Source organism: Gordonia sp. HS-NH1 (assembly GCF_001418765.1).
In the GTDB taxonomy this organism is placed as follows: Bacteria; Actinomycetota; Actinomycetes; order Mycobacteriales; family Mycobacteriaceae; genus Gordonia.
In genome coordinates this window covers 22966-46838 of record NZ_LIYC01000026.1, presented here as the reverse complement: position 1 = coordinate 46838, position 23873 = coordinate 22966, and the positions used below count along the sequence as shown (strand labels likewise).

The 23873-nt window shown below is 67.5% G+C and carries 26 protein-coding genes and 1 pseudogene; 16 read left to right on the top strand and 11 right to left on the bottom strand.

Going from position 1 to position 23873, the window contains the following annotated elements:
- The first annotated feature begins 21 nt into the window (after positions 1–21).
- From AMD30_RS16795 to AMD30_RS16750, 12 genes are all read left to right on the top strand, one after another.
- A complete protein-coding gene (locus tag AMD30_RS16795; protein ID WP_055476415.1) occupies positions 22–888 on the top strand; it encodes a YhjD/YihY/BrkB family envelope integrity protein in 867 nt (288 codons plus the stop codon).
- Positions 889–1012: 124 nt separating this feature from the next.
- Positions 1013–1696: a CDP-alcohol phosphatidyltransferase family protein gene (locus AMD30_RS16790; RefSeq protein ID WP_055476414.1), complete on the top strand. Its 684-nt coding sequence runs from the start codon at positions 1013–1015 to the stop codon at positions 1694–1696.
- A gap of 137 nt (positions 1697–1833) precedes the next feature.
- Positions 1834–2403 (top strand): isopentenyl-diphosphate Delta-isomerase, encoded by a 570-nt coding sequence (gene idi / locus AMD30_RS16785; RefSeq protein WP_055476432.1) that lies wholly within the window; start codon positions 1834–1836, stop codon positions 2401–2403.
- Between the two features lie 42 nt (positions 2404–2445).
- Positions 2446–3387 (top strand): phytoene/squalene synthase family protein, encoded by a 942-nt coding sequence (locus tag AMD30_RS16780; protein ID WP_014928501.1) that lies wholly within the window; start codon positions 2446–2448, stop codon positions 3385–3387.
- Complete coding sequence (crtI, locus tag AMD30_RS16775) at positions 3384–4991, top strand: phytoene desaturase family protein (RefSeq protein WP_055476413.1); 1608 nt, start codon at positions 3384–3386, stop codon at positions 4989–4991. The genes AMD30_RS16780 and crtI overlap by 4 nt, the downstream gene beginning before the upstream one ends.
- 92 nt (positions 4992–5083) lie before the next feature.
- The gene (locus AMD30_RS25070) at positions 5084–5257 is read left to right on the top strand and encodes a hypothetical protein (protein WP_156354306.1); all 174 of its coding nucleotides are present in this window, start codon (positions 5084–5086) and stop codon (positions 5255–5257) included.
- Positions 5258–5395: 138 nt separating this feature from the next.
- Positions 5396–5731: an aromatic-ring hydroxylase C-terminal domain-containing protein gene (locus tag AMD30_RS16770; RefSeq protein WP_055476412.1), complete on the top strand. Its 336-nt coding sequence runs from the start codon at positions 5396–5398 to the stop codon at positions 5729–5731.
- A 172-nt stretch (positions 5732–5903) separates the two neighbouring features.
- Entirely contained in the window at positions 5904–6461 is a 558-nt protein-coding gene (locus AMD30_RS16765; protein WP_055476411.1) for a DUF2716 domain-containing protein, read from the top strand.
- Between the two features lie 160 nt (positions 6462–6621).
- Positions 6622–7347, top strand: a complete 726-nt coding sequence (locus tag AMD30_RS16760; protein WP_055476410.1) for a ferritin-like domain-containing protein — start codon at positions 6622–6624, stop codon at positions 7345–7347.
- A 168-nt stretch (positions 7348–7515) separates the two neighbouring features.
- The gene (locus AMD30_RS16755) at positions 7516–8043 is read left to right on the top strand and encodes a hypothetical protein (RefSeq protein ID WP_156354304.1); all 528 of its coding nucleotides are present in this window, start codon (positions 7516–7518) and stop codon (positions 8041–8043) included.
- A 116-nt stretch (positions 8044–8159) separates the two neighbouring features.
- Positions 8160–8405 (top strand): DUF2188 domain-containing protein, encoded by a 246-nt coding sequence (locus AMD30_RS24675; protein WP_084817302.1) that lies wholly within the window; start codon positions 8160–8162, stop codon positions 8403–8405.
- An 8-nt stretch (positions 8406–8413) separates the two neighbouring features.
- Complete coding sequence (locus AMD30_RS16750) at positions 8414–9190, top strand: DUF1883 domain-containing protein (protein WP_055476408.1); 777 nt, start codon at positions 8414–8416, stop codon at positions 9188–9190.
- Between the two features lie 172 nt (positions 9191–9362).
- Here the strand turns inward: AMD30_RS16750 and AMD30_RS16745 are convergent, their stop codons facing one another.
- From AMD30_RS16745 to AMD30_RS16725, 5 genes are all read right to left on the bottom strand, one after another.
- Entirely contained in the window at positions 9363–9713 is a 351-nt protein-coding gene (locus AMD30_RS16745) for a DoxX family protein (protein ID WP_055476407.1), read from the bottom strand.
- 82 nt (positions 9714–9795) lie between these two features.
- Positions 9796–10650, bottom strand: coding sequence for an NAD(P)H-binding protein (locus AMD30_RS16740; RefSeq protein ID WP_055476406.1), 855 nt, complete (start codon positions 10648–10650; stop codon positions 9796–9798).
- Between the two features lie 30 nt (positions 10651–10680).
- Entirely contained in the window at positions 10681–11322 is a 642-nt protein-coding gene (locus tag AMD30_RS16735) for an NAD(P)-dependent oxidoreductase (protein ID WP_055476405.1), read from the bottom strand.
- Positions 11319–12359, bottom strand: coding sequence for an LLM class flavin-dependent oxidoreductase (locus AMD30_RS16730; RefSeq protein WP_055476404.1), 1041 nt, complete (start codon positions 12357–12359; stop codon positions 11319–11321). Before AMD30_RS16730 ends, AMD30_RS16735 begins: the two co-directional genes overlap by 4 nt.
- Before the next feature lie 79 nt (positions 12360–12438).
- Complete coding sequence (locus AMD30_RS16725) at positions 12439–13389, bottom strand: NADP-dependent oxidoreductase (RefSeq protein WP_055476403.1); 951 nt, start codon at positions 13387–13389, stop codon at positions 12439–12441.
- Between the two features lie 78 nt (positions 13390–13467).
- Here AMD30_RS16725 and AMD30_RS16720 point away from each other — a divergent pair, with 78 nt between their 5' ends.
- Positions 13468–14112, top strand: a complete 645-nt coding sequence (locus AMD30_RS16720) for a TetR/AcrR family transcriptional regulator (protein WP_055476402.1) — start codon at positions 13468–13470, stop codon at positions 14110–14112.
- A 604-nt stretch (positions 14113–14716) separates the two neighbouring features.
- Here AMD30_RS16720 and AMD30_RS24670 read toward each other — a convergent pair.
- A pseudogene (locus AMD30_RS24670) lies at positions 14717–15934 on the bottom strand (IS110 family transposase).
- A 403-nt stretch (positions 15935–16337) separates the two neighbouring features.
- Here AMD30_RS24670 and AMD30_RS16710 point away from each other — a divergent pair.
- The gene (locus AMD30_RS16710) at positions 16338–16709 is read left to right on the top strand and encodes a hypothetical protein (protein ID WP_055476400.1); all 372 of its coding nucleotides are present in this window, start codon (positions 16338–16340) and stop codon (positions 16707–16709) included.
- A 52-nt stretch (positions 16710–16761) separates the two neighbouring features.
- Here AMD30_RS16710 and AMD30_RS16705 read toward each other — a convergent pair whose 3' ends face one another.
- From AMD30_RS16705 to AMD30_RS16685, 5 genes are read right to left on the bottom strand one after another with little or no spacing between them, the layout of a single operon-like run.
- Entirely contained in the window at positions 16762–18261 is a 1500-nt protein-coding gene (locus tag AMD30_RS16705) for a phytoene desaturase family protein (protein ID WP_055476399.1), read from the bottom strand.
- On the bottom strand, positions 18258–19391 hold the full coding sequence (locus AMD30_RS16700) for a glycosyltransferase (RefSeq protein ID WP_055476398.1): 1134 nt from the start codon (positions 19389–19391) through the stop codon (positions 18258–18260). Before AMD30_RS16700 ends, AMD30_RS16705 begins: the two co-directional genes overlap by 4 nt.
- Positions 19378–20256: a carotenoid biosynthesis protein gene (locus tag AMD30_RS16695; RefSeq protein ID WP_055476397.1), complete on the bottom strand. Its 879-nt coding sequence runs from the start codon at positions 20254–20256 to the stop codon at positions 19378–19380. The genes AMD30_RS16700 and AMD30_RS16695 overlap by 14 nt, the downstream gene beginning before the upstream one ends.
- On the bottom strand, positions 20253–20969 hold the full coding sequence (locus AMD30_RS16690; protein WP_055476431.1) for a hypothetical protein: 717 nt from the start codon (positions 20967–20969) through the stop codon (positions 20253–20255). The genes AMD30_RS16695 and AMD30_RS16690 overlap by 4 nt, the downstream gene beginning before the upstream one ends.
- Positions 20966–22108: a polyprenyl synthetase family protein gene (locus AMD30_RS16685; RefSeq protein WP_055476396.1), complete on the bottom strand. Its 1143-nt coding sequence runs from the start codon at positions 22106–22108 to the stop codon at positions 20966–20968. The genes AMD30_RS16690 and AMD30_RS16685 overlap by 4 nt, the downstream gene beginning before the upstream one ends.
- Before the next feature lie 103 nt (positions 22109–22211).
- Between AMD30_RS16685 and AMD30_RS16680 the strand changes: the two genes are divergently transcribed.
- A complete protein-coding gene (locus AMD30_RS16680) occupies positions 22212–22505 on the top strand; it encodes a hypothetical protein (protein ID WP_197282799.1) in 294 nt (97 codons plus the stop codon).
- A 58-nt stretch (positions 22506–22563) separates the two neighbouring features.
- Positions 22564–23844 (top strand): alpha-hydroxy-acid oxidizing protein, encoded by a 1281-nt coding sequence (locus AMD30_RS16675; protein WP_055476395.1) that lies wholly within the window; start codon positions 22564–22566, stop codon positions 23842–23844.
- Positions 23845–23873 lie beyond the last annotated feature (29 nt).

Genomic DNA, 23873 nt, shown 5'->3' with positions numbered 1-23873 from the left:
CCGCGCCGATCGGCCCCCACGGTGACTCGCGAGACCTCGTTCCGCGAGCACGCGAAGACGCTCGACGTCCGTGCGCTGGTGGCGGATGTCCGCACCACCCTCGGCCGCGGGGACCTCGCGGCTGCCGCCGCCACGCTGACCTACTTCGCCGCGATCGCCGTCGTCCCGTGGGCGCTCCTCGGGATCTGGTCGACGACGTGGCTGCGCGGCCCGTCGGCCGCCGAGTCCCTGTCGGAGCTTCGCGTGCTCATCCCGCCGGCGATGGGCGGCCGCGGTGTCTTCGACGAGGCAGTCGTGATCGGCACCGGGCTGTCGCTGATGAGCGCTGTCGTGCTGCTGTTCCCGGCGTCGTTCTACGGCGAGGGACTTCGCCGTGCGTGCATGACGCTGTATCCGCGGGACGACCGGTTCACCGGCTGGCGGTCGCGGATCTGGGTGCTGGGGCTGGTCGTCGTCGTGCCGCCGCTGGCCTTCGTCGTCGTCGGCGTCGCGGGCACACTCACCACGCTCGCGCCCGACGGCGGCGGGACGGGCGGTCTCGGGGATCTCGTGGTGCGGATCGTGGTCGAGTTCATCGTCGTCTGGCTGACGGTGGCCATCGCGCTGACGTGGGTGTACTGGCGGGTGACGCCCGGCGAGCCGACGCTGGGAGTCGCGGCGGTCACGGCTCTCGGGACCGCGTCGTTCATCGCCGGGTTCTTCCAGGGCTTCCTGCTGTTCCTGTCCCTGCCGATCGACGTCGGTATCCCGTACGGGGGGCTCCGGGTGATCGGCGGCGTGGTGGCGGTCGGGCTGTGGCTCTACGTCGCGCATGTCATCGTGATCGTCGGATGGGCGGTTGGGCAGGCGATCTCGAAGCAGAGGAGGGACCGTGTCCGCGGAACCTGAGCACCTGGCGCCGGGAGCGAAGCGAGCGGGCCGAGAAAACACGGCGCCGGGAGCGAAGCGAGCGGGCCGAGAAAACACGGCGCCGGGAGCGAAGCGAGCGGGCCGAGACGTCGCGGCCGGCCGGATGAAGCCCGCCCGGGACGAGGCACTCGACGCCTGGTCGGAACTCCACGGCGGTATCGATCCGCGGCAGAACCCGTGGGTGCGCGGCTGGGTGCTGATCAGTCATTGGTGCGCGCGCCCGCTCGCACGGCTCGGTGTGTCCGCCAACACCGTCACGGTGCTCGGCGTGGTCGCCACCGCGACGGCACTGTGTCTGACGATCCTCGGGGGCTGGTGGCCGTTGCTCGCCGCACTGGTCATCCTGGTGGCGGCGCTGCTCGACGGCGTCGACGGCGCGATCGCGGCCCAGACGCGAACGGCGTCGCGGTGGGGCCGGCTCAACGACGCCGTCGCCGACCGGTGCTCCGACGTCATGCTGATCGGCATCGTCGTGGTCGTGGGAGCGCCGTCGTGGCTGGGCGTCTCGATCGTGGTGCTGACCCTCATCCTCGAGACGACCCGTGCCACGGCGCAGGCGGTCGGGATGACCGGGCCGGGCGCGGTCACCGTGTGGGAACGACCGTCGCGGGTGATACTGGCGATCATCGCGGCGCTGTGTTCGACCTGGTGGTGGGCTACCGGCCTGGCCTCCGGCACCGTCACGGTTCTGGCCGCCGCGATCGCCGTGATCGGAGCCGTACTCGCGGTGGTGGGCACGGTCCAGCTCGGGGTCGCGGTGCGGAAGCAGACCCGACGGCTCGGATGACCCCGGGTGACGGACAGCTCCCCATCCGGATCGGGCGTCGGCGACGAAGTGCCCCCTGAACGACAATGCCCCGTGACGAACAATGGGGAACGGCGGGTGCCCGCTTCCACGATCTCGACGCGATGAGGAAATCTTCGATGACCAACGACTCGGTGGTTCTCGCCGACGCCGACGGCCGCCCATGCGGCACCGCCGACCGCGAGGCGGTGCACGGGTTCGACACCCCGCTGCACTTCGCCTTCTCGTGCCACCTCGTCGCCGACGGCCGCATCCTCATGACGCGTCGGGCGTTGTCCAAGCGGAGCTGGCCCGGTGTGTGGACCAACTCGTTCTGCGGGCACCCGCGTCCGGGTGAGGACGTTGTCGACGCCGTGCACCGGTACGCCGTGCGCGAGCTCGGTATCGAGGTCGCCGACGTCCGCTGCGTCCTGCCCGACTTCCGGTACCGGGCGGTCGACGCGAGCGGGATCGTGGAGAACGAGATCTGCCCGGTGTTCGTCGCGCGCCCGCTGGCAACGCCCCGACCCGCGCCCGACGAGGTCGCCGAACACGTCTGGGCCGATGTCGCCGACGTGTGGTCGCTCGTCGAACGCACCCCGTGGTCGGTCAGCCCGTGGTTCGTCGAACAGGTGCGCCAGCTGCCGAATGGTCACGACGGTTCGGTCCACGAGACCCATCCGGCGATGTCCCGGGCATCGAATGCATGACGTCAGGCAACCCGCGAAGTCACCAGGTCGAGGAGCGGTCGGATGATGCACATTCCCGGTCACACTGAGGTGGTCCCACCTCACCGGCGGTACGACGAGGTCGCCGAGGCCAGCGCGGCGCTCGTCATCAAGTCGTATTCGAGTTCGTTCGGGCTCGCCTCGCGGCTGCTGCCCCCGCGGATCCGTCGCGACATCCAGAACATCTACGCACTCGTCCGGGTCGCCGACGAGATCGTCGACGCCCCGCGCCCCGAACAGGGACTCGTCGACCGCAGCAACGAGCTCGACCAGCTCGAAGAGCAGACCAGCGTCGCGCTGGTCACCGGCTCGAGCAGCAACCTCGTCGTGCACGCTTTTGCCCAGACCGCCCGCCGGGTCGGCATCGACCTCGATCTGGTGGGGCCGTTCTTCGATTCGATGCGCAGCGACCTGACCCAGGTCCAGCACGACTTCGACTCACTGGCCACCTACATCTACGGCTCGGCCGAGGTGATCGGTCTGATGTGCCTGCGCGCGTTTGTCGCCGACGAAGCCAAATCGGCGGCCCGGTACGACCACCTCGCACCGGGTGCCCAGCGGCTGGGCGCAGCGTTCCAGAAGATCAACTTCCTGCGCGACTTCGGCGAGGACAGCGACGGGCTGGGGCGACGCTATCTGGTCGGCCTCGATCCCGACGATCCGGCGGAGTCCGCCTGGGCGCTCTGGCTGGACGACATCGATCTCGACCTCAGCGCCGCCGCGGCCGCCATCCCGCACCTCCCGGTCGGAAGCCGGGTCGCGGTGTGCACCGCGCACGATCTGTTCGCCGAACTGACCGCTCGTCTGCGCGAGTCGTCGGCCGCGGAGGCCCGCCGCAGCCGCGTCCGCATCCCGAACCCCGGGAAGGCCCGGATCGCGGCGGCCGCCGTCGCCCGGCGCGGCATGCCGCGAACCGCTTCCCGCGCCGAGGCCGTCGACGTCCGCAGAAGGAAGATCAACGCATGAGCGACCCCAGACGTGTTGTCGTCATCGGTGGCGGTGTCGCCGGACTGGCCACCGCCGCCCTCCTCGCCCACGACGGGCATGACGTCGAACTCGTCGAGAAGAACGATGATCTCGGCGGTCGTGCCGGTTCCTGGGACCGCGACGGTTTCCGCTTCGACACCGGCCCGTCGTGGTGGTTGATGCCCGAGGTCTTCGACCACTTCTTCGAGATGCTCGGGACGTCGACCGCCGAACAGCTCGATCTCGTCCGACTCGATCCCGGGTATCGGGTGTTCTTCGGCGACAGCGAGGACGCCGATGAGAAACCGATCGACGTCTTCGGCGACCGCGAGCGCAATCGCGCCCTCTTCGAGCAGATCGAACCGGGCGCCGGAGCTGCGCTCGACGACTATCTGCGCTCCGGTCGACAGGCCTATGACCTTGCGGTGGAACGCTTTCTGTACACCAGTTTCGACTCGCCGCGCGCTTTCCTGGGTCTACCGGTGTTGCGGCACGCGAAGACCCTTGTCACCCTGCTGACGACGTCGTTGCAGTCCTATGTGGCGGCCCGTTTCACCGACCGCAGACTCCGGCAGGTCCTCGGGTATCCGGCGGTGTTCCTGGGTTCTTCGCCCGAGCGCACCCCCGCGATGTATCACCTGATGAGCTGGCTCGACCTCGCCGACGGGGTGCGATATCCCAACGGCGGCTTCACCACGTTCGTCGATGCGCTGGAACGGGTGGCCCGCGAGCGGGGTGTGCGGATCCACACGGGGACCGCAGCGACGACCGTCCTCACGCGGGAGCGTGCGGGCACGAGGCGGGTACCGTGGCGCCGTCGTGCCGAGGTGGCCGGGGTACGCGTCGAAGGGCCCGACGGTACCTCGCGAGACCTGCTGGCGGACATCGTGATCGGTGCCACCGATCTTCATCACCTCGAGACGCGTCTGCTGCCCCGGGAACTCCAGACTTTCCCTGAGCGCTACTGGGACCGCGCCACTTCCGGTCCCGGCGCGGTGCTCGCCCTCCTCGGAGTGCGCGGTGAGGTCCCCGAACTGGCGCACCACTCGCTGTTCTTCACCGAGGACTGGAAGACAAACTTCGACGCCATCTTCGAAAGCCCCACGCGGGTGCCGGACCCGGCCTCCCTCTACGTGTGCAAACCGTCGGCCACCGACGCCTCGGTGGCGCCGTCGGATTCGGAGAACCTCTTCATCCTGGTGCCGGTTCCGCCCGATCCGGGTCTCGGTCACGGCGGTGTGGACGGCAGCGGTGACCCCGACATCGAGAAGGTGACCGACCGCGCCATCGCAATGATCGGACAGTGGGCGGGTGTACCCGACCTCGCCGATCGCGTGGTCGTCCGGCGCACCATCGGCCCCGCCGACTTCGTCGACTCGGTCAACTCCTGGTGCGGCGGAGCCCTCGGCCCGGCGCACACCCTGCGTCAGAGCGCGTTTCTGCGCTCGACGAACAGGTCGCGCAAGGTCGACGGCCTGTACTACGCGGGATCGAGCACACGGCCGGGTATCGGCTTGCCGATGTGCCTGATCAGCGCCGAACTCATCCGGAAGAAGCTGCGGGGTGACCGGTCGGTGGGCCCGATGCCGGTCGCGAACCGCTGACCTGCGCACAAGGAATCGCCGGTCGAGGTTTGGAATCCGTGTCACCCGGGTACGGGCGCGTGACAGTGCTCACAGTGAGAGGTGCGGGTGACATGCAGGGAACCAGTTGGAGCTCACGATTGCGCGCCCCGCGATGGATGCGGACCCGCCGGGACCGGGACCTCACCCCCGAGGAGCGCCGGAACCTGCAGGCCTCGCGCGTCCCGGTGGCGGTTGTGACCGCGTCCCTGGGCGGGCACGCGTACAACTACCGCGACCGGGTCTGACCGGTCGAGACGGCGGGAATGGTCCGGCGCACCTAGGGCCGCGGTGCCGAGACGGGTACACCGAGCCGGGTGGCCAGGAACTAACACCCAGGGTGGTGGCGAGGCCGGCCTTTCGCCGACGCGACACTCGCGCGGGGAATGCGATGTTCCGGCGGACGGAGCCGCCTGCCGCACAGCTGGCTCGCGGACGGCCGGTGTCTGTTCGACGTGCTCGGACCGGGTTTCACCAGCGTCTACGTCGACGACGCAGCCGGGGCCGTGGCGACCCTGCTGACCGCCGCGCGCGACCGGGGCATCCCGACAACCGCCGTGCGTGTGGACCGGCTCGACCCGAACACCAGAATCGCTCTCGTCCGTCCCGATCATGTCGTCGCGTGGCGGTCGTCCGACGCCTGCGGGGACCCGCAGCACGTGGTCGCCGCCGTCGTGGGGGCCGCGGTACCGGTTGATCCGGCGAGCGCAACGCTGCGCTGAAGTTTGAGTAGGACCTCGACAGGGTGGCGTCTCACGAGGAGCAGGTAGTAGCGATTGTGTCCATGGCCCCTGGACATTCGCGTCAGACTTCACGAATTACATTGCTGCACGGTCAGAGTCGACCACTCCTACACATGTCGATCGTCCCGTCCTGCCTTGCGAGGATGGTCCTATGATGCGTTGGACCCTCGACCACGGGAACTCGTTGCCGCCAGGATGGAGCTATCTGCCGCGAGACGAGGAGGATAGGGCGTGGGAGCTGTTCATCGAGAGGTTCGAGTCATTCCGGCCGAGCACCCACCCCACAGCCTGGCCCGCCGTTGTCGATCCGACTCCATCGGTGACCTTCGATCTATCTGTCCCTAAGGGCTCGCCCGGAATGTGGAGCGCCCAGTTTGACGCAATCAACGCTGAGGCCCAACGGTGTTTCGTGAGCTCGTTCGACGATCCCGACTGGATCGTGCTCGATTGGCAGCATCCCGGATATCGGTTCAATGCAGCGGTGCACGCTGAAACATTTGACACCGAATGGCCGGTCACGGTCTACCCGAACGGCGACTACTACATCTTCGCCCGCCCTGACTTCAGCACCGGTACGTTCGGGCACCCATGGGAGCAGACTCTGTGCGTCTTCGGTACAGAGTTGGTAGGGACGTTGGGACGGACACTGTCTACATGGTTGGCGCATAAGCGTGTGAACGGTGATCAGGTGCCCACAGAAGCACGGTGATCGTGGTGACGCACGTCCCCGGATCAATCGTGCAGGGCAGAGCATCCGCGAATTCGGCTCGTCCTCTCTGACATTCCTCTCCCGCCCCGAACACGCTGACTCACGTGGACACTGTGAGTCAGGACCCGGGTCAGTCGAGGTGACACAAGGAGCAGCGCAGATGAGTTCACAGGTGGAATCAGGCAGTTGGTCCGAGGGGTTCCGCGTGCGGGCTGTGCAACGGTCCGAGGGTGCCGATCCGCCTTGGGAAGTCCGGAGTCGGCTCGACCCGGCGATCGTTCGGAGTCTGCAGAAGTTCCAGGTGGGTGAGAGCGGCGACGGGGCTCATCTGATCGCCAATGCCGCCGCTACGGGCGACCGCGACTACGAGGCCGCCGTGCGGCTCTTCGTCGCCGAGGAACAAAACCACGCGCGAATGCTGGCGCTGTTGCTACACGCGGGTGGGGCACAGACCAAACGCTGGCACTGGTCCGACAGCGTCTTCGTCCATCTTCGGCGACTGCTGGGGCTGCGGCTGGAATTGATGATCCTGACCATCGCCGAGGTCGTCGCGTTGCGCTACTACCGTGCGCTGGCCGAAGGCGGGAGCGATCGGCTTCTGGTCGAGGTGTCCGAACGCATCCTCGCCGACGAAGATCATCACGTCCCGTTCCAGATCCGGCGTCTGCGGCTCGGCTTCCGTGACACCCCCGCGGCGGCTCGGATCGCGATCAAGCAGACCTGGCGGGCCATCGCGGCGGTGGTGATCGTTGTCGTCGCGCTCGACCACGGTCGGGCCCTACGCGTGTGCGGGGTCTCGCGCCGAGAGTTTGTCACCGCCACCATGCGGATCTTCGACGACACCGCGACATCGGTGTTCTCTCGGGACGAGAGCCTCGGATCGTGAACTCCGATGCTGACTGATGCGTCGCCGGGGCCGGCTCGGCGGGACACCGTGATCAACACATCAACGGCGCGACCAAGCCGCCCGTCTTCGAACGGCCTCCTCCGCCGGCTCTTTCCGCGAGTCGTTGGTCTCGCAGTGTGCGGGCTTGTGGTCGCCGCAGCAGCGTCGATGGGCGCCGCCGGCACTGCGTGTGCGTGCAGTTGTGTTGGCTACACAACCGAGGAAGCTGCTTCACGGGCTGACGGTGTCTTCGTCGCGCGAGTCACCGACAAGGTGTCGGCCGGTTCGCATGACATCTACGAGTTCGAAGTGCTCGAGGTCTTCAAAGGGAACGTCGGAACCGTCACCACCGTCGAAACACCTTCGCAGGGGCCGTCCTGCGGCATCAGCTACGCCGCGGGCGTTGAGTATTTACTTTTCGCATCCGAAGGCGGTGGGGCCGGCCACTCATGGAAAAGCAGCTTGTGCCACGGACCGTCCACCCCCTCGGCGGTTGATGTACGGTCGGCACTCGAGCGAAAGTACGGGCCGCCGCATCCTCCGCGCAGCGCCGGACCGGCCAGCGAGATCAGTTGGTGGACCAGGACCACGGCTGTCGTGCCGTTGCCGCTGATGGCCATCGCGGGCGTCGTCCTCACCATGGTTCTATGGCGGGCGTGGATCTCAATGCGGGGACGCAAGTCGTCTCAGAGTTGACGCCGATACCTGCAACTGGAGCGGATGACTTGCGTCGTTTGTCGGGTGCCTCGCCTACAGTTTTGGTTGGACCCTCAGTTCCTGGCTAGACCTTCGACCATAGGGGTGGCATCAGAATGGGCAACGATAACCGTCGCCCCGTCGTTCCGAACGACAAAGGCGGCTGGGACGTAAAGAAGCCGGGCAGCGAACGCTCCAGCGTGCACGCAGATACGCAGAAGGCCGCCATCACGCGGGCCAAGGAGATCGTGGGCAACGCAGGTGGCGCCGAGGTCCGAATCCATGGACGTGACGGTCGAATACGCAACTCAGATACCGTAGCGCCGGGCAACGATCCCGTTCCCCCGCGGGACAAGAAGTAGGTTCAGGCGTGCAGCACCTGTACTACGACTTAGGTCAACAGGACAAGGGCGCGACTGCCGTCGTCACGTTGGACAAGCAAGCGAACGTTCAACTGATGACGTCCTCGGACTACCGCTCGTACAAGGCCAACCGTCGCTACCGGTACATTGGTGGCCTGGCAAAGAAGTCTCCGGCGCGAATCAGCATCCCGCGCAGCGGGAGATGGGTCGTTGTCGTGGACTTGGGCGGTAACCCTGGGAAAGTCCGCGCGGGCGTTCACGTCGAGCCTCCGCCACGGGGAAATCTGCCCACCCTACGACAACCAGACAGTCCGGTCAGCAACGTTCAGGTCCGAGAACCGCTGGAACCAAAGGGAGACGCCCTCGGCGGGCAAACATGGGACGTCTTCCTTTCGCACGCAACCGAAGACAAAGCCGATGTGGCGGTTCCGTTGCGCGACGCACTGACCCAACGCGGTGTTGCGGTATGGCTGGACAAGACTGAGATTAAGATCGGAGATAGCCTGCGCCGCAAGATCGACGAAGGCATCCGATCGAGCCGCTTCGGCGTCGTTGTCCTGTCACCGGCATTCTTTGCCAAGGGGTGGACAAATCACGAGCTGGACGGCCTTGTCACTCGCACCGTTGCTGGCGAGCAGACCATGTTACTGATCTGGCACGACGTGACCGCAGACGAGGTGCGCCAGTACAGTCCCTCGCTGGCCGACAAACGGGCGTTAAGCACTGGCGAGTTCAGTACGAACGAGATTGCCGATCAGATAGCGGACGCTGTAGTCCAGCACTAGGCCACCTATCTGCCATTGGATTGTTCAAAAAACGACTCGCGGGCCTCGGTCGCCGCAGCAGGCGACGACCGAGGCCCACAACGGGCGAGTGGCTGGCGCTCGCGACCTGTCTACTTGGCCGCTGAGGTGTTCATTCTCGGACACTGGCGAACCCGATTTTCGATTGCACGGCTCAGATGGTGAGGAGGAGGAGCACAAGGGCTGCGACGGCGACGAGCGCAAGGGCGGCCGCCGGTGCACTGCCTTTGACATCCTTGACGCGTAGGTGGGAGATGACCGCGCCCAGGAAGTACAAGATCACGCCGATGGCTGCCGCGACTCCGATGGGCCACCAGAACAGACCGGCGACCAGGCCGAGCGCTCCCGCGATCTCGAGGTAGCCAAGGAGGGGAATCTTGTCGGCGGGTACGCCCACGGCGGTGATCTGCTCGATGACCGCGGGCTTCCTCGTCAGTTTTCCTGAGGCGGAGGACAGCAAGGCCAGGGCCAGGAGGATCGAGACGATCAGCGTTGCGATGAACATGATGTGTGAGAGTCCTATCAGTTTGTGCGGGGTGGTTGGGGTCGGCGTGCAGTTCCGACGTCTCGCGAGATGGCAGTACGGGTCAGAGCCAGGTGCGCATGGTGTCTGCGAGTGGCTGGGTGGGGTGGCCGATGAGGGTGGCGAGGTCGCCGGTGGTGTCGGCGAGGGTGCCGTCGGCGATGTTGGCGTTGAGGAGGCTCATGAACCCGATGGTGGCGTCGTCGAGTCCGGCGGCGCGCAGTTGTTCTTGCTCGTCGGCGGAGCTGAGGGCGTCGTAGCGCACGGGGCTGCCGAGGATGTCGGAGGCAGTGGCGGCGAACTCGGTGAAGTTCCAGGCGGTGTCGCCGGACAGTTCGTAGGCCTTGCCCTGGTGGCCGGGCGTGGTGAGCACGACCGCGGCGGCCTCGGCGTAGTCGGCGCGGGTCGCGGTGGCGATGCGTCCGGCGCCGATGCTGTTGGCGATGACCCCGCGTTGTTGGGCGGCGCGGAAGTCGGCTTCGTGGTTCTCGGTGTACCACCCGTTGCGTAGGAAGGTGGCCGGGATCCCTGAGGCGGTGATGACTTCTTCGGTTGCTTTGTGCTCGGCGGCGAGAACCAAGGTGGTGGTCGATGCGCGCAGAGCAGAGGTGTAGACGAGATGCTGCACGCCGGCTGTCTGGGCGGCGGTCACGGTGTTGCGGCGGGGTTCGAGACCTTGTCCCGGGCCGCCGACGGAGATCAGCAACAGTGATTCGATCCCGGTGAGTGTGGCCGCGGTGGCGGCGATGTCGTCGAGGTCGACGGTCGCGGTGCGCAGGCCTCGGCCGGCGAGTTCGGCCAGACGGTCGGAGTTGCGGCCCAGAGCGAGGATGTCGGCGGGTGCGACGTCACGAGCGAGGAGGGCGTTGATGGCGTGGCCGCCGAGTTGGCCGGTGGCACCGATGATGGCGATGGTCATGGAAGAGAGGGCCTTTCGTGTGTGTGTGGGTTAGTTGCTGATCGCGGGTGCTGCGTTGATATAGGTGGTGTCGTCGACTTGGGCGGCGGTGAACGCGGCGATGTCGGCGCGGCTGACAGCAAAGCCGATGCGGTCGGTGCCGTAGAACCCGACGCGCAGTTTCCCGGTCTTGGGGGTGTCCTTGGGTGCGGAGAACCGGACGATGGTCCAGGCGACACCTGATGTGAGGACACGGTCGGTCATTCCGAGTAGTTCCTGGTAGGCGCGGGAGAGAAACGTGCGGCCCATGAAGCTGATGACTCGGGTCTGCAGGGTGGGCTTTTCGCGCGGGTCGAGAATGCTGGGTGTGCCGTGGCCGATGTAGCGGTTGACCCCGTGGTGTTTCATCGCGGCGAGGATGTGTTCGGTGCCCTCGACCAGGGGAAGGCCGGTGGCCTTGCGGTCCATGCTTGGGCCCAGGGCGCTGATGACCGCGTCGGTCCCGGCCACGGCGGTGTCGATGGCGGCGGTATCGGACATCTCTCCGATCACCACGCGGACCCGATCGCCCCACCGTTCGGGGACTTTTGCGGGGTTACGCGCGTAAGCGGTCACGCTGTGACCGCGGTCGAGGAGCTCATCGATGGTGAGGGAGCCGATGGCTCCGGTGGCGCCGAAGACGGTGACATTCATGAGATCTGGCCTTTCGTGGTGGTTGCGTTGTGATTGGTGAGTGCGGGTGCGACGAGGTCACCGAAGCGTCGGATCGAATCGCGGACCATCTGTGCGGGCATGCCGCCGAGGTCGACTTGCCCCAGGAAGCGATCGACACCGAGTTCGTCGCGCAACTCGGCGATCTTGGCGGCGACATGGTCGGGGCCGCCGACCATCAGCGCGCCACCGCGGCCGGCGAGTGCGGCCATGGTGGGCCGATCGACGTGCCAGCCACGCCCGCCGTTGGTCTCCGGTGACAGGTACCTCGCGTAGTAGGGGTAGAAGTCGTCGAGGGCTTGCTGGTCGGTGTCGCCGATGTAGAAGTGGCTGGTGACGCCGACGGTGAGCTGATCGTCGGGGTGTCCGGCGGCGCGGCCGGCGGCCCGATAGATCTCGACGAGTCGCCGTGCGTGGTCGATGGTGCCGCCGATCAGTCCGAGCGCCATCGGGAGTCCGAGGGTGCCGGCCCGGTGGGCGCTGGTCGGGGTGCCGCCTACTGCCACCCACACCGGCAGCGGCCCTTGCGGTTGCGGGTTGGGTGCTGCATCGCGCAAGGGATGCCGATGCCGTCCGCGCCAGGTGACCGTCTCCTCATCGCGCAGACGTAGCAGCAGGTCGAGTTTCTCGGCGAACAGCTCGTCGAGGTCGGCGATGTTCTCGCCGAACAGAGCGAACGGTTCGGCGAATGCGCTACGGCCGGCGATGATCTCAGCGCGGCCCCCGCTGACGAGGTCGAGAGTGGCGAAGTCCTGGTAGACCCGCACGGGGTCGAGGACGCTGAGCACGGTGGCGGTAGTGGTCAGGGTGATACGTTCAGTCGCCTGGGCGATCGCCGCGTGCACGACTGCGGGCGAGGAGACGGCGAAGCCTCGGGTGTGATGCTCCCCGATGCCGAAGACGTCGAGGCCGTGGTGCTCGGTGAGGAGCCCGAACTCGATGATGTCGCGGGTCCGACTGGCTGCGGTGTCGGCACCGCCGGGGTAGATGTCACTCAGGGAGAAGACTCCGAGCTCCATGATGGGATCACTCCTTGTGGTGGCCACCGGTCGAGGACGCGGCGTGCGTGCCTGTCGACCGGTGGCGCAAGTGGGTGGGTCAGCTGAGGGAGATGACGATCTTGCCGAGGGTTCCCTGGCCGAACTCGGCGAAAGCGGCGGCAGCGTCATCGAGAGGATGCACGCTCTGCACACTGACGGTGGTGTGCTGTTCGGCCTGGTTGCGCGCCAACCGCTGCAGCGTTTCCGGCGACGGGTGAGCGTAGATCGATTCGACTCGAACATCCTCTGCGGCAACATCATCGGGACCACGCAGCATCGTCGAGACGAACACCCCACCGACTGCGGCGGCGTCGATCGCCGCCTGCGGGTCACCGGCGAAGTGCAGCACCACCTCGACACCGCCCGGGGCCAGTGCCCGAACCTGATCGACGACATCGGCGGTGTAATCGACGGTCTCCGACGATCCCAGCGCGGTGACCTTGGCGATCTCGGCGTCGGATGCCGCGGTCGCGATCACCCGGGCTCCGGCCCGCGCGGCCAGCTGCACTGCCTGCTGTCCGACTCCGCCCGTCGCGCCGACGACCAGCACCGTGGCGCCGTCGCTGATGTTCGCGGCATCCACGGCCATCAGTGCCGCGGTCCCGGCAAGTCCGAGGCCGGCGGCCTCGGTGAAGTCCACCGAGGACGGCAGCTTCGCGATGCCGACCGATGTCGGCACCGTGACGAACTCGGCCAGCGAGCCGTCACCGAGGAAGTCCTTGGTGACCACACCGAAGACCCGATCGCCGACTGCGTAGTCGTCGACACCATCGCCGACCGCGTCGACGGTGCCGGCGAAGTCTTTGCCGAGCACTACCGGGAAGCGGTGCTCCATCGCGCCGTTGAGCATGCCCTTGGCCACCGACAGATCGAACCCGTTGACCGACGCCGCGGCCACACGCACACGAACCTCACCGGGTCCCGGCGTCGGCTCATCGACCTCGGCCACCGTCGGTGCTGCGTCGAATGCGGTCAGTACAAATGCCTTCATCGTGGTGTCCTTTGCCATCGAAGTAAGTGGAGCAGTTTCTCCACATCATTGAACCACACATGCGGAAGAACTATTCCACTTGCTACTGTGGTGTCTATGAGCAGCGAGAACAGACCTCTGCGCGCCGACGCCGAACGCAATCGGCAGGCGATCATCTGCACCGCCGGGAGGGTGTTCGCCGAGCACGGGACCGGCGTCACACTCGAGCGCATCGCCGAGGAAGCCGGTGTGGGTGTGGGCACGATCTACCGTCGGTTCTCGTCGGTGCAGGACCTCGTCGGGGTGGTCCTCGAGGCGAAGATGAGTCGCTACGCCGACCGCAGTGAGGTCGCGGCCGACCAGGCGTTGACCCATCCGTGGGAGGCGTTTCGCGACTACGTGCTGTACATCCTGGAACAACAAGCCGAAGACCTGGGGTTCAATGATGTTCTGATGGCACCGGATTCGGGAACCGAACTGTTCCGCACGGAGATGGACCGCGCGTTTCACGCCTCGGTGGCACTCGTCGACCGCGCCCGGGCCGCCGGCGCGGTCCGGCCGGACTTCGACCACAGCGACCTCTACCTGCTGACCCGCGCCAACAGTGGTCTGCTGCGCACCACCGACCGGTCCTCATCGCAGCCGTGGCGACGCCTGGCCGGCTACATGCTGCAGGCCTTCCGCGCACCGGGACCTGAACCCCTCACTCCACCCTCGCCGGCGTGGACATCCGGTGCGGCGAACGAGAACGGGCAGCGATGATGGCGCACGCGTCCCAGGGCGGGGCCTCTCGCTCGCGCCCGTGGACCCGCGTCGGAGCGGCCTCCATCGGTGCCCATGTGTTCTACGAGCTGGCGTGCGGGGTGGCTATGCCGTTCTCGTCGATCCGCGGGCCGGCTGTCGCCGCTGCCGGCTGGCTGGCCGGAACGACGGCGAGTTACACCGTGGCATCTCGAGCTCCTCGGACATACGATCCCGCGATGGGCATGATGAACGGCCTGTTCCTCTCAGCAGTGGTGGCGCACTTCATCTACTGGCCCACACGCAGAACCGTCGGTGTCCCGTGGCTCACCGAATGCGAGGGCCTACGAGGGCCGGTGATGGTGCCGTACAACGCCATCCTGTACACCTCGGGCGTGGCCGCGATTGCCGGTCTGGTCGAAAACGGCCGAGGCCGACGGTGGGGTACGACGGTTCCATTCCTGGTCGTCCCTGTATTACTCGTCGTCCAAGACATTGAGTTCCATCGACTTGAGCGTCAAGCGCGACACCGACCTGCCTGGTGGAATAGGCGACTGCGGCGGACACAGACGGAGCTGTTGACCAGTTCATCACCGGGCTCGGCGAACTAGTCGCCCGGCCGACTTCACGCAGCCACCGACCTAGGCGCTGCCGTACCCGGAGGGGGACTTGCAGGTACCCACTCGAGGCCGTCGCGAACGAGTGCCCACACGACGTCTACAGACGCCTCGCCAGCGCGATAAGTGCGTGGACGTGCGAGCGTTTCTCGTTTCGCTTGCGCTGATAGAACTCCCGGGATGGCCCGGCGCGTTGCGAGCTGTTGAGTGCTGCCATATAGAACACCTTGCGTAATCCGCGGTGGTAGCGCTGGGGTCTGCGCAAGCTGCCGTGGCGGTTGCCTGAATCGTGTGGCACCGGAGCAAGACCGGCGTAAGCGGCGAGCTTGACGGCCGAGCCGAACGAGGTGAGGTCACCAGCGGTGATCGCGACGAGCTCAGCTCCACTTCGGGCGCCGATGCCGGGCACGGATTCAAGAATCCGTGCGTGCCGGTGTCGGCGGAATACCTCGGTGATCTGTTATCCAGCTCAGCGATTTGGCGAGTGAGTGCCATCAGGGAGGCCGTCGACTGCTGCACCCAGCAGCGCTTTAGTCGGCTCGCCAGGAAGCGTCACGGTCTGCGCCTGCGCGGCCGCACGCGCCTTGCTGATCATCTCCGGAATGGTCGGTCGGCGGACACCATGACCGCGGAGGTGGTCGTAAATCTGCTCGTCGGAGACCGCAGCGATCGCCGACGGCGTGGCAAAGCGGGTGACGAATGCCAGACCGGTCAGCGTCGAGTAGTCGAATCACCGCTCCAGACCGGGGAAGATGCGGGTCAGCAGGCCGCGCAGACGATTGATACCTCACGTTCGTTCGGTGACCAAGTCGCAGCGGTGACCGGTCAACAAGTCGAGTTCGACCGCGACATCATCAGGGACCGCAACTGTTGCGAGATCGCCCCGGAGACGAGCGGTCTGGGCGATCACCACCGCGTCGCGAGCATCGGTTTCGCCTTCGCCGGCGAAAGCGCCGGCCATGCTGTGCACAACGCGACCTGGCACATAGCGAACGTGCTGGCCGCGGCGGGACAACACCCCTCGGAGCAGGGCCGATTCCGGTGCGGTCATGTCGATCGCCCACACCACCGATTCGATCCCGGACACTCCTTCGATGATCGCCTCAATGGCCCCCTGATCGTTGTGTAACCGTCGTGACCCACAGCACCGTCCCCGCGTCGTCGACCGCGGCGGCATGGTGTGCATGACGACCGACATCGATTCCTACCCAAACCGTTTCGTCCATATAAACCTCTCTGCTCGGACCTGTTCACCTCGTCAGGTTTGTTTTCGCCGGCGCACCTTTACACAGCGACAAGTTCGCGAACACATCTCAATCAGCGGCCGAAACGACCCGTCACGGCCCGGGGTGGCCTTCCACGCCGAGCCACCGAGGGCAACAGGTGATTGTCGAGCCACGCCCCGAACCGCGGACGAGCATCCGAGGCGACCGCCCCGGACGCACTCCAACGTAAAGGTGATTGTGCGCCGACGACGTCAAACGGGACACCAGGCCGGCAATGGCCGTGAGAGATAGCTGCAAAAGCCGCACCGGCTCTCAGATCAGTTGCCATCAGATTTCATCGCCGGTGTCCACAAGACGACCTCATGTCCGACCGTCGCCCGACACGACGACTACGGTCGCAGACATGCCACATGTCATCGTCACCGCCGAGTCGATTCAGCCGGGCCACGGCCCACATCCAGCCACAAGCCCCTACGACCGCCGCATCAGCGAAGCACTCAACGTCACGGCTTTCGAGATCTATCAGGTCGACCTGCCGGCCGATGCCGAGACGGTTCCGCATGACCACCTCGACGACCACACCGACGACGTCTACGCAATCCTCGCCGGCACCGGATGGATTGTGATCGACGGAACCGCGGAACCAGTTGCGCCAGGGCACTACATCTCGGTCGACATGCACCACCGCCGGCACCTACGCGCCGGCCCCCGCGGACTCACCTTCATCGCCGTGTGCGCAGAAGCAAAGCCAGAACTCGCCGGTGGTGGCGACTGAACCGGCGGCGCCGGGCGATCACGTTCCCGAAATGGCTGTCCGGCACCGTCGGTCAATGACGCTCGGGCGCGGGTCCGATCAGGTCGGCGACGATCTTCGCCGACATGACCACGAGCGGCAGACCGCCACCGGGATGCGACGATCCGCCGACGAGGTAGAGACCCGGTACCGGTGAGGTGTTCGACGGCCGCAGGAACGCCGAGCGGGGTCCGTTCGACGACGAACCGTAGATCGAGCCGCCCGGTGTCCTGGTCCGGCGCTCGAGGTCGGCGGGCGAGACGATCAGACGGTGTCGCACGTGGCCGGCCAGGTCGAGTCCGCGGTCGGCCATCACCTCGAGGATCTGGTCGGCGTAGGAGTTAGCCAAACCCTCTGTGTCCCAGTCGACGCCGTGGTCGGGATCGTGTCGGGGTGCGTTCACCAGCACGAACCACGCACCGGTTCGCGGGCCGGGGACGATCGCGGGATCGGCTGGCGCCGAGATGTAGACCGTAGGTCGCGCGACGGGGCGTGGTGGGCCGCGGAAGCCGAAGACCGCGTCGAATTCCTCGTCGTAGTCCTCGGCGAACAGCACCTGATGGTGTGGCTGAGGGGGAGGGTCGTCGAGGGCGAGGAGCAGCACGAACCCGGACAGTGACGGCGTGGTCCGTCGCAACAGCGCTGCAGGTCGGCGGGCGGCGCGACGCGGCAGGAGGCGGTCGTAGACCTGCCGCGCATCGGCGTTCGCGACGACCAGATCGGCGGAGCGTCGGCTTCCGTCGGTCAGCACCACACCATCGGCTCGGCCGTTGAGGCCCACCGAGATCCGGTCGACCTCGACGCCCAGTTCGACCCGCCCGCCGAGTTCGGTGAGCCGGTCGCGCATGGCGCTCGCGATGCGGCCCAATCCGCCTCGGACGTACCATGATCCGAACGCCTGCTCGGACCATGGCACGGAGGCCAGTGCCGCTGGTGCGCGACGCGGGTCGGAGCCGGTGTAGGTCGCGTAGCGGTCCAACAGCATACGCAGGCGCGGGTCGTCGAGGTAACGCTCGCCGAGACCGCGCAATGTTTGCCACGGCGCGACGGTGCGCACGTCCGACGGGGTGGCGATCCCGCCGATCATCGTGCGGATGCTCATCGGCGATTCGAGGAAGGGCTCATGCGTGACGTCCCAGACGCGTTCAGCGCGTTGGAGAAACGTCGACCATTCGGCGCCCCGCCCGGGTCCGAGCGCGGCGTCGAGGGCGGCCGGGATGTCGTCGAGGTGTCCCGGCATGTCCAGGCTGGTGCCGTCGGGGAATCGGTAGCGGGCGGCGACCGGGAGTCTTTCGAGGGTCAGGTGGTCATGGATCGACGAGCCCGTCGCCGCGAAGAGTTCTTCGAACACGTGCGGCATGGTGACGAGCGAGGGGCCGGTGTCGAAGACGAAACCGTCGTGCTCGATGACCCCGAGCTTGCCGCCCACATCGTCGAACTGTTCGAGGACGGCGACGTCGTGACCGGTCGCGGCGAGACGCATGGCGACGGCGAGCCCGCCGACGCCCGCACCGATCACGAGAACCCGGGTCATCGACGGACCTCGATGGGGCGTCCCTTCCATTCCAGGACTCCGCGTTGTCGGGCCAGCGTCGAATCGACTGCCAGGCCGGTGAACACGAGTATCGACAGCGGGTGACCGAAGGCGTCGGGCCACGCACGGCCGCCGGTGCGCTGCGCCGACACCGCCCGGGACGCCACGCCGGCCGCGTACCCGACCAACCCCACCCGTGAGCCGAACAATGCTGCGGCCGCGGGAAACACGTACATCAGGCAGAGTAGACCCGTGACACCCAGTGTCCCGCCCGGTGACCCGAACGCGGACCACAGCGATTTGCGATAGCCCGCGCGGACCTCTCGCCAGCCGTGGTACATCCGGCAGGTGGCGACGTCGCTTCCTTCCGCGACAACGCCGCGGCCCCCGGCCGCCTTGATTGCCCGCAGCAGTGCGATGTCCTCGAGGACGACGTCGTGCACTGCCGCGTGACCGCCGGCGCGCCGATACGTCGCGGCATCGACCACCAGGAACTGTCCGTTTGCGGCCGAGAGGGATTCGCGCGGCGACCGCTCGGCGAGCCCGAGTGGCAGGGTGCTCAGCCACGACCATTGCAGGAGTGGTTGCACCAGTCGCTCGCCCGCCCGGACGGCGACCTGTCGTGGATACGGGCTCACCAGGTCGAGCCCGGCGTTGCGGAGAAGGGCCGACGACGCGGTGAAGGCGTGGGGCTCGACAACGACGTCCGCATCGAGGAACACGTGGATCCCGTCGGGAAACGCCTTGTCCGCGAGTTGGGCGCAGGCCCAGTTCTTCCCGAGCCAGCCGGGAGGTGGTGCAGTGCCGCGGTGGACGTGAATCCGGTCGTCCGATGCGGCGAGGCGGGCGAGCACGGCATCGGTCCCGTCCACGGACCCGTCGTCGAGTACGAGAATCCGGATCGGTCCGGGCCATCGGTCCGCCGCCTCGACGACGGCCAGCAGACAACGTTCGGCGGATTCCACCTCGTCGCGCATCGGGACGAGCACCGAGAGTGGTTCCGGCACAAGGATATCAGTGGGGACGGGTCGGCGTACCCGGCGCGCGTTGTCGAGGGTCAGGGCCAACGACGCCAGCGACAGCGCGGTGCCCGCCGCGACCAGCGGCCGCACCAGGTCAGACGCCCGCACGGCGCCCCCTGATCTCGACGACCAGCAGCGGGATCGCGATGACACCCATGAGGAGTCCGCCGGTGAGGGCGACCGTCGGGCGCCCGAAGAAGACCGCGTGGGCCATCGCCGACGAGAAGTAGGTCCACAGGTACGCCGTGACGGGCACGGCATCCATTCCGGCGCGGTCGGTCTCGGCATTCTCGTCGCGACGGATCAGGAGATCCAGCGTCGCGACGATGAGGAACGAGACCAGCAGCCAGCCGGCGAAGTTCGTCAAGGGGATGTCGGCGACCCCGGGTAGGGAGGGTGTCGGGTACCGCCACACCCAGTTTCCCTGATCGACCATCTGCGGATCGAGGAACACGTCCCAGGCCGTGAGTGCGTATGCACCCACCACGGCGGTGGCCGGCCGTACCCATCGCCGGGCCACACCCGACGCCCGGACCAGACGTCGGGTCACGATGAGCGCGGGCCACGACATCATGATCCAGGCCAGCGGGACCAGGACCGGCACGCCGAGGACCTTCAGTCCCAGGCCGTCGGTGTACTCGTAGGTGCCGAACGGGAATCCGGTGCTCACACCGACGGATTCGGCGATCAGCCCGCCACCGCCTGCCACCACAGCGAGGGCGACCGCGGCGGCGGCGCCCCGGGTCGCGGCGACATGGACGAGCGACGCCGACGCCAGCAGCAGCACGCTTGCGACGGTCAGCGGAAGGGTTCCGCCACCGGTCAGCGGAAACGCGATCTGGACGCCGATCGTCGCGGCCAGCAAGATCCATGCCAGGGTGACCAGACCCCGATTCCAGGACACGACGCCGACCACCCGCCGCGATCGGGACGGTGGGGTTCGGTGAGAAGCGCTGCCGTGCAGCAGACTCACGCCGACCTCCCCTCATATGTGCCGACCACCTCGGTGACGGCGAGACGGGCGAACAGTTCCTCGGCGTACCACCGTGACGGTGCGGTCCGCCGGACCGCCGACAGATGTGCGGGGGAGCGATAGGCGAAGTCGGTCAGGTCCTGTGCGGAGTCCCAGATCGAGAAGGTGCCCTGCACCCCGACCGGGAGCTCGCCGACGCCGAGCGCCAGCCGACTGCCCTGTGCCCCGGCGAGTTCGGCTGCCACCGGCGGGACGGCGCGCCAGAACGATGCCATTTTGGTCGGCCTCAACCGCGCCCGCGTCAACGCGGCGACGGGGCCTGTCCACCCCTGCCCGGGTGCACGGTGGGCGTCGGACGACTGTGCCGTCTCGAAGGGGTCGACGCGCGACCATCGTCCTTTCGACCGGAGCGGTCGCATCGTGACCCGGAGCTCCTCGGTGCTGGAATCCTGCCAGCGGTCGAAGATCGGGGAATCTCGTGCCGCCGAGGCGGCTTCGTCGTCGCGCCAGACCGTGAGGGCGGCCCAGTGCTTCAGGTCGGCGCTCTCCAGGGTGAATGTGCGGGCGGTGCCGGTGCCGAGGAGTTTGACGAAACGCAGACCGGGTGCGCGGCGAAACGCCCGGCGACTCGACGACATCCGTCCGAGCGCTGGTAGGACCCGATCGACACCCCAGACGCGGAGTTCGACCGTCGGTCCGGAAGGAGCGGTCATGCGCGCCGCCACACGCAGCGTTCGATCAGGGAGGTCAGGGCCCGTCGGCTCTGCGAATCCATCGGGGCATCTTCGACGATGCCGAGCGCGTCCTCCGCGAGATCGACGATGCGTTGTTCCACGTGTTCGACGGCGCCGGTGGAGTGCAGGACCTCGCGCATCCGTGCGGCGCCCTCCGCATCGAGATCCGGGTTGCCGAGGCAATCGGCCATCACGCGGCGCTCCATCCGGCCCGCCGATGCCTCGGCCACCGCGATGAGCATCGTGCGCTTGCCCTCCCGTAGATCGTCGATGGCGGGCTTACCGGTGATCTTCTCATCGCCGAAGACACCCAGGATGTCGTCGCGGAGCTGGAAGGCCTCGCCTGCGGTGAGGCCGATTCGATCGTAGGCGTCGAGGAGCGCCGCGGGAGCGCCGGCGAGCGTGCCGCCGAGTCGCAACGGTTGGCCGATCGTGTAGCGCGCGCTCTTGTAGCGCAGGATGCGCGCCGTGCGGTCTGCGTCGGTGGTGTCCTCGGTCTGACTCAGCATGTCCAGGTACTGGCCGGCGTACGCCTCGTCGCGCATCGCCGACCACGTGTCTCGAACGGCCCGGCGGACGTCGGCGGTCGCGTCGTCGGCCGCAGCGGCGGCGAGGTCGTCGGACCAGGACAGGCACATGTCACCGACGAGGATCGCGACGGCGGTGCCGTGTCGCTCGGCGTCCCCCCGACGCCGCGCGCGGCGATGATCGTCGGCGAAGTGCCGGTGCACCGTGGGCAGGCCACGACGGACGTCGCTGTCGTCCATCACGTCGTCGTGCACCAGAGCGGCGAGATGGAACAACTCGATCGCGGCGGCCATCTCGACGATGCCGGGAACGGTCCGACCCTCGGCCGCGCCACGCGCGCCCCACAGGCAGAACGACGCGCGCAGGCGCTTGCCACCGCCGATCCGGGCCGACACGACGTCGATCGCGGGCGTCAGTTCCGTACCGACCTGCCGCAGGGTCGAGGCGTGGCTGCGGAAGTGAGCGGCCAGCACTTCCTCGACGAGCTCGAGATCGGTCGTCGAGGAGTCGATGGTGTGCAGGTCGCAGGCCGGGGAGACCGACTGTGCAGGCGGTGCTGACGAGTCGGTCATCTCGGCGGTCGGTGTCATGACGGGGCCCTTCGGAGTCCGGGGGTGAGGCTCGGTTACCCCGTCTTCGGAGCAGTAACCGTCGACGGATGGGTGTCGGCGCGGTCGCGGTAGCGTGGGTCGCATGGCTGTGGATGCAACGGTGCCCGTGGTGGCGGTCGGTCTCGTCGGTGGTTTCGCTGTCGCCCGGTACAGCGGTCGCCGCGAACTCGGAGGTGTGGTGCTCGGCTCGGCCGGCGCCTGGTGCACCCGCCGGTGGGCGCTGACGCAGGGCCCTGCGGTCGCGGGCGGTCTGCTCGCCGGTTACCTGGCGGCGTTCGGCGGTTCGCATCCCCTGGCGAAGAAGATCGGTGCGTGGCCGTCGGTGGCGGTCGTGACCGTCGCCGTGGCGGGCGCCACCGCCGTCGCCACCCGCTGAGCGGCGCGCTCCGGCAATACCGGCCGGACACCCGACGCCGGCGTTACCATCACCACCCATGACCGCGGGATACGGGCGTGCACGGCAGAACGACATCTACACCGCCGGGGTTCATCGGCGAAAGCCGCGCGTACCAACGGATTTCGCCGAACTGGAGCGCCGCGCCAAGCGCGCGATGTCCGCCCGCGCCTGGGCGTACATCGCGGGCGGCGCCGGGGAGGGCCGCACGATGGCGGCCAACCGAGCGGCACTCGACCGCTGGGCGATCGTGCCGCGGATCCTGCGGGATGTCTCCCAGCGGAACCTGAGCACCGACCTGTTCGGCAGGAGGCTGCCTGCGCCGGTGCTGTTCGCGCCGATCGGGGCCGGTTCGCTCGCCGCACCCGGAGCCGACGCGCTCATCGGGCGCGCCGCCGCCGAACTCGGTGTCCCCTACATCTTCTCGAATCAGGCCAGCGTCTCCATGGAGGACGTCGCCGCGGCGATGGACGAGGTGGACAGCGGTGCGCCGCGCTGGTTCCAGCTGTACTGGTCCACCGACGACGACCTCGTCGACAGTCTTCTGGAGCGCGCGGCGGCGATCCGCGCCGAGGCGGTGGTCGTCACCCTGGACACGACGATGCTGGGGTGGCGGCCCCAGGACCTGAACCTCGGCTCGCTCCCGTTCGCGCGTGGTGAGGGCATCGCCCAGTACACGTCCGACCGCAGGTTCGTCGACATCGTCGCCCAACGGTTGCGCGCCGCGACCGACGAACGGCCGGAGATCTCACTCGGCGCGATCGCGACCCTCATCTCCATCACCCGCAACGCACCGGGCAGGTTCTTGCAGAACGTGAGGTCGCCGCAGCCGCGTGCCGCGGTGCAGACGTTCCTCGACATCTACTCGCGACCATCGCTGAACTGGGACGACCTCGCCGGTCTGCGCGCACGCACCTCACTCCCGATCGTGCTGAAGGGTGTCCTGCATCCCGACGACGCGCGTCGTGCCGTCGACGCCGGGGTGGACGGCATCGTCGTCTCCAATCACGGCGGTCGGCAGGTCGACGGCGCGATCAGTTCGATCGACGCCCTCGACGCCATCGCGCCGGTCGTCGGCGGCCGCATCAAGGTTCTGATCGATTCGGGGATCTACACCGGTTCCGACGTGTTCAAGGCGCTCGCCCTGGGTGCCGACGCCGCGTGTATCGGCCGGCCGCACATGTATGGTCTGGCGCTCGCCGGCGCCGACGGGGCCCGAGACGCGGTCGCCGACATCATCGCCGAACTCGACCTCACCCTCGGCCTCTCCGGACACACCGACGTCGCCGACCTCGATCGCGAGGCCCTGCGGCGGTTGTAGTCCCCCTGCTCCCTGACGTGCGAGGAGCG

What these genes read in the sequence shown, in the direction of transcription:
- AMD30_RS25070 (WP_156354306.1), top strand. Translation starts at nt 5,084, where the DNA reads ATGCAGGGAACCAGTTGGAGCTCACGATTGCGCGCCCCGCGATGGATG.
- AMD30_RS16685 (WP_055476396.1), bottom strand. Translation starts at nt 22,108, where the DNA reads ATGACACCGACCGCCGAGATGACCGACTCGTCAGCACCGCCTGCACAG.
- AMD30_RS16780 (WP_014928501.1), top strand. Translation starts at nt 2,446, where the DNA reads ATGATGCACATTCCCGGTCACACTGAGGTGGTCCCACCTCACCGGCGG.
- AMD30_RS16745 (WP_055476407.1), bottom strand. Translation starts at nt 9,713, where the DNA reads ATGTTCATCGCAACGCTGATCGTCTCGATCCTCCTGGCCCTGGCCTTG.
- AMD30_RS16790 (WP_055476414.1), top strand. Translation starts at nt 1,013, where the DNA reads ATGAAGCCCGCCCGGGACGAGGCACTCGACGCCTGGTCGGAACTCCAC.
- AMD30_RS16740 (WP_055476406.1), bottom strand. Translation starts at nt 10,650, where the DNA reads ATGACCATCGCCATCATCGGTGCCACCGGCCAACTCGGCGGCCACGCC.
- AMD30_RS16760 (WP_055476410.1), top strand. Translation starts at nt 6,622, where the DNA reads ATGAGTTCACAGGTGGAATCAGGCAGTTGGTCCGAGGGGTTCCGCGTG.
- AMD30_RS16710 (WP_055476400.1), top strand. Translation starts at nt 16,338, where the DNA reads ATGCCACATGTCATCGTCACCGCCGAGTCGATTCAGCCGGGCCACGGC.
- AMD30_RS16735 (WP_055476405.1), bottom strand. Translation starts at nt 11,322, where the DNA reads ATGAATGTCACCGTCTTCGGCGCCACCGGAGCCATCGGCTCCCTCACC.
- AMD30_RS16725 (WP_055476403.1), bottom strand. Translation starts at nt 13,389, where the DNA reads ATGGCAAAGGACACCACGATGAAGGCATTTGTACTGACCGCATTCGAC.
- AMD30_RS16755 (WP_156354304.1), top strand. Translation starts at nt 7,516, where the DNA reads ATGGGCGCCGCCGGCACTGCGTGTGCGTGCAGTTGTGTTGGCTACACA.
- idi (WP_055476432.1), top strand. Translation starts at nt 1,834, where the DNA reads ATGACCAACGACTCGGTGGTTCTCGCCGACGCCGACGGCCGCCCATGC.
- AMD30_RS16680 (WP_197282799.1), top strand. Translation starts at nt 22,212, where the DNA reads ATGGCTGTGGATGCAACGGTGCCCGTGGTGGCGGTCGGTCTCGTCGGT.
- AMD30_RS16720 (WP_055476402.1), top strand. Translation starts at nt 13,468, where the DNA reads ATGAGCAGCGAGAACAGACCTCTGCGCGCCGACGCCGAACGCAATCGG.
- AMD30_RS16705 (WP_055476399.1), bottom strand. Translation starts at nt 18,261, where the DNA reads ATGACCCGGGTTCTCGTGATCGGTGCGGGCGTCGGCGGGCTCGCCGTC.
- AMD30_RS16675 (WP_055476395.1), top strand. Translation starts at nt 22,564, where the DNA reads ATGACCGCGGGATACGGGCGTGCACGGCAGAACGACATCTACACCGCC.
- AMD30_RS16765 (WP_055476411.1), top strand. Translation starts at nt 5,904, where the DNA reads ATGATGCGTTGGACCCTCGACCACGGGAACTCGTTGCCGCCAGGATGG.
- AMD30_RS24675 (WP_084817302.1), top strand. Translation starts at nt 8,160, where the DNA reads ATGGGCAACGATAACCGTCGCCCCGTCGTTCCGAACGACAAAGGCGGC.
- crtI (WP_055476413.1), top strand. Translation starts at nt 3,384, where the DNA reads ATGAGCGACCCCAGACGTGTTGTCGTCATCGGTGGCGGTGTCGCCGGA.
- AMD30_RS16770 (WP_055476412.1), top strand. Translation starts at nt 5,396, where the DNA reads ATGCGATGTTCCGGCGGACGGAGCCGCCTGCCGCACAGCTGGCTCGCG.
- AMD30_RS16690 (WP_055476431.1), bottom strand. Translation starts at nt 20,969, where the DNA reads ATGACCGCTCCTTCCGGACCGACGGTCGAACTCCGCGTCTGGGGTGTC.
- AMD30_RS16730 (WP_055476404.1), bottom strand. Translation starts at nt 12,359, where the DNA reads ATGGAGCTCGGAGTCTTCTCCCTGAGTGACATCTACCCCGGCGGTGCC.